The 3,216-nt window shown below is 67.8% G+C and carries 3 protein-coding genes; all 3 read left to right on the top strand.

Annotated features, from left to right (window positions below):
- The coding region (locus tag AC1VAN_RS16335) for an efflux transporter outer membrane subunit (RefSeq protein WP_480986202.1) at positions 1-1,208 on the top strand (1,208 nt) is incomplete at its 5' end.
- Positions 1,209-1,318: 110 nt separating this feature from the next.
- Positions 1,319-2,455, top strand: a complete 1,137-nt coding sequence (locus tag AC1VAN_RS16330; RefSeq protein WP_480986201.1) for an ABC transporter ATP-binding protein — start codon at positions 1,319-1,321, stop codon at positions 2,453-2,455.
- A partial coding sequence (locus AC1VAN_RS16325; protein ID WP_480986200.1) for an ABC transporter permease subunit occupies positions 2,452-3,216 on the top strand: 765 nt, incomplete at its 3' end. The genes AC1VAN_RS16330 and AC1VAN_RS16325, both read left to right, overlap by 4 nt.

The following is a 3,216-nucleotide window of genomic DNA, read 5'->3' as shown; positions in this document are numbered from 1 at the left end:
AGGTGGGGGCAGTGGCCGGCTACGCCAACGTCACGGCGCCCGATTCCCTGGAAAACAGCGTACGTGGCCTTGGCGAGAACATCGCCGGCGTGGCCGAGGCCAACGGCCGCCCTCAGGAAGCCGCGCAGCTGCGCCAGCAGTTCGCTGATATCGATCTTGATACCGAACTGTACGTGGCCGGCTTCGACGCCAGCTGGGAACTGGACCTGTTCGGGCGCCGGCGCCGCGCAGCCGAGCAGGCCGCCGCCGAGGCCGAGGCCAACGCGGCAGCACTGGCCGACGCACAGGTGCAACTGGCCGCCGAGTTGACCCAGGTCTACCTGGGCTACCGCAGCAGCCGCGAGCGTATYGCCCTGGCCGAACACAACCTCCGCGCCGCCGATGAAAGCCTGCAGCTGACCCGCCAGCGCCGCCAGCGCGGCGCAGATTCGGACCTTCAGGTGGAACGGGCGCAGGCCCAGCTGCAACAGCAGCAGGCCGCGCTGCCGTCACTGCAGGCACAGGCCGATGAGGCGCGCGATGTGCTGGCCCTGATGGTTGGCCGCGAGCCCGGTGCACTGGATGCGCGGCTGGCGGCGGACCAGCCGCTGCCAGCGCTGCCGGCCCGCGTGCCGGTGGATGATGCGGGCGCGCTTATCCAGCGCCGGCCGGATGTACGCAAGGCCGAGCGCGAGCTGGCAGCTTCGTCGGCGCAGATCGGCCAGGCTCTCTCGGCGTACTTTCCGCAGGTGACGCTGTTGGGCAGCATCGGCGCCGGAGCCACCTCGCTGTCCGACCTGGGGCGGGATTCGGCGGCCACGATCGTTGCTCCGTTCCTGCGCTGGTCGCTGTTGGATTTCGGCGTGAACAAGGCCCGTGTAGCGCAGGCCCGGGCCGGCAACGAGGCCAGGCTGGCGGCCTACGAGGGCACGGTGCTGGCGGCGCTGCAGGATGCGAACACGGCGCTGGCGCGGTTCGGCGCTGCGCGGCAGCAGTTGCAGGCCAGTGTCCGCGCCGAGGCCTCGGCCGACCGCTCGCTGCGCCTTATGCGCCAGCGTCGGCAGGCTGGGGCGACCTCGCAGATCGACCTGCTGGACGTGCAGCGCCAGCGCCTGCAGGCCCAGGATGCCGCCGCACAGGCGCGCCTGCAGCTGCTGGTGCGCTATGTGGCCCTGCAGAAGAGCTTGGGCCTGGGCTGGCAGGAGGCGCCGCCGGTGGCCATCCGCTGATTGCCCCGATGGCATGGCGAGGCGGCCGCCCGCCACAGCCCGTCATATCCCCATCGGCCCCCGGCCGGTAGAATGGCGGCCGCTGTCCACCGCCCGCTCCCGGAGCCCCCATGCCCGTTGAAGCCCAGCCGGAAGCCGCCGTCGTCGAAGCGAGCGGTGTGCCCGGCTATCTCTCCATTCGTGATCTGCGCAAGGAATTCGATGGCTTCGTCGCCGTCGACGACGTCAACCTGGAYGTCCGCAAGGGCGAGATATTTGCGCTGCTCGGTGGCTCCGGCAGCGGCAAGTCGACCCTGCTGCGCTGCCTGGGCGGCTTCGAGACACCCACCAAGGGCAGCATCACCGTCGATGGCCAGCAGATGGACGCGCTGCCGCCGTACSAGCGGCCGRTCAACATGATGTTCCAGTCCTAYGCSYTGTTCCCGCACATGACCGTGGMGCAGAACATYGCYTTCGGCCTGAAGCAGGACGGACTCGGCCGCGAGACCATCGCCAAGCGCGTGGGCGAGATGCTCGACCTGGTGCAGATGGGCCATCTTGGCAAGCGCAAGCCGCACCAGCTGTCCGGCGGCCAGCAGCAGCGCGTRGCGCTSGCGCGGTCGCTGGCCAAGSGGCCSAAGCTGYTGYTGCTSGACGAACCGATGGGCGCGCTGGACAAGAAGCTGCGYTCGCARATGCAGCTGGARCTGGTCAGCATCATCGAGTCGTCGGGCGTGACCTGCGTGATGGTCACCCACGACCAGGAAGAGGCSATGACCATGGCCACCCGCATCGCGGTGATGGACGCCGGCTGGATCCAGCAGGTCGGCAAGCCCGACGAGGTCTACGAGCAGCCGGCCAACCGCTTCGTCGCCGAGTTCATAGGCTCGGTCAACCTGTTCGACGGGGTGATCGACGAGGACCTGCCCGAATACGTGACCGTGCGTTCGCCGCTGTTCCCGGCGCCGGTCTACATCGCCCACGGCATCACCTGCTATGAAGGGCAGCCGGTCGCGTTCGCGCTGCGCCCGGAGAAGGTGATGATCGGCAAGGATGAGCCGGAAGGGCACACCAACAAGGCGCAGGGCGTGATCGAGGACATTGCCTATTTCGGCAGCCATTCGGTCTACCACGTGCGCCTGCCCAGCGGCGCCAAGGTGCTGGCCAACTTCGCCAACTCGCAGCGCTGGGCCAGCGATGGCCTGACCTGGGGTGACGAGGTGTGGGTGCACTGGCGCGACAACGACGGCGTGGTGCTGACCTCATGAGCGCCGCCGGCCTGAAGCGCTGGCTGCCGGGGCTGCGTGCCACGGTGATCGGCATTCCGTACCTGTGGCTGCTGCTGTTCTTCGCGGTGCCGTTCCTGATCGTGCTGATGATCAGTTTCTCGCACAGCCGGGTCGGCTCGCCCCCGTACACCTGGCTGCTGCAGTACGTCGATGGCGGGCTCTCGCTCAAGCTCAACCTCGAGAACTACCTGGCGCTGTTCCGYGATTCGATCTATGCGCAGGCGTTCCTGAGCTCGATCAAGATCGCCGCGATCTCGACCTTCCTCACCCTGCTGATCGGCTATCCGATGGCCTATGCCATCGCCCGCCTGTCGCCGGCCGCGCGCAACGTGGCGATGATGCTGGTGGTGCTGCCGTCCTGGACCTCGTTCCTGATCCGCGTCTATGCATGGAAAGCGATCCTGGACCGCAACGGCCTGCTCGACCAGTTCCTGCAGTACACCGGCCTGCAGTCGCTGATGACCTCGATGGGCCTGCCGAAACTGCAGCTGATCGACACCCCGACCGCGGCCTACATCGGCATCGTGTACTGCTATCTGCCGTTCATGGTGCTGCCGCTGTACGCCAACCTGGTCAAGCATGACCACCGACTGCTGGAAGCAGCCTACGACCTCGGCGCCAAGCCGTGGCAGGCGTTCCTGCGCATCACCCTGCCGCTGTCGAAGGCGGGCATCATCGCCGGCTGCATGCTGGTGATGATCCCGGCGATCGGCGAATTCGTGATCCCGGAAATGCTGGGT

It is taken from the genome of Stenotrophomonas sp. 05L44_2 (assembly GCF_056665995.1).
The sequence above is the reverse complement of the archived record's forward strand: the minus strand, read 5'-3'. Positions and strand labels throughout refer to the sequence as shown.